We start from the raw sequence: 515 nt of genomic DNA, 5'->3' as shown, positions 1-515 counted from the left end.
GGCTCTCGATCGTGACACCGCCGGGTGCCAACAGGTGATCACTGACTGAGGACAACAACTCGCTCATAGGTTTACGCCTTAAATTCGTGTTCTGAAGCAGGCCGCTGGGCGCCCTGCGAGAAAAACCGCCGATGACGCGTCACCGGCATGCGCGCCCGGATGGACGCTTGTTCATCACTGTCGCGGGCGGCCAGCAACACCGCCTCGCCTTGTTCCTGCTGGGCCAGCACACGCCCCCACGGGTCGACAATCGCCGCATGCCCGAAGGTCTCGCGTGGCCCCGGATGACTGCCGCCCTGTGCGGCCGGGAGGATATAACACTGTGTTTCGATGGCCCGCGCGCGGATCAGTACATCCCAATGCGCGGCGCCGGTTACGGCCGTAAAGGCCGACGGTGCGGTAATCAACTCGGCACCGGCGGCACGCAATTCACTGTACAGCTCCGGGAAACGCAAGTCGTAACACACGCTCAGACCGACGCGCCCCACCGGCGTATCCGCCACCACAACATTACC

1 protein-coding gene is annotated in these 515 nt (G+C 63.7%); it reads right to left on the bottom strand.

Annotated elements, in window-relative coordinates; all coding sequences use genetic code 11:
• Nucleotides 1–71: 71 nt before the first annotated feature.
• Nucleotides 72–515, bottom strand: a 444-nt coding sequence (locus J5M56_RS24350; RefSeq protein WP_279381841.1) for a nitrilase-related carbon-nitrogen hydrolase, incomplete at its 5' end; no start/stop codon positions are given.

The sequence above is a fragment of the Pseudomonas sp. 51_B genome, assembly GCF_017491595.1.
In the GTDB taxonomy this organism is placed as follows: Bacteria; Pseudomonadota; Gammaproteobacteria; order Pseudomonadales; family Pseudomonadaceae; genus Aquipseudomonas; species Aquipseudomonas promysalinigenes.
The sequence above is the reverse complement of the archived record's forward strand: the minus strand, read 5'-3'. Positions and strand labels throughout refer to the sequence as shown.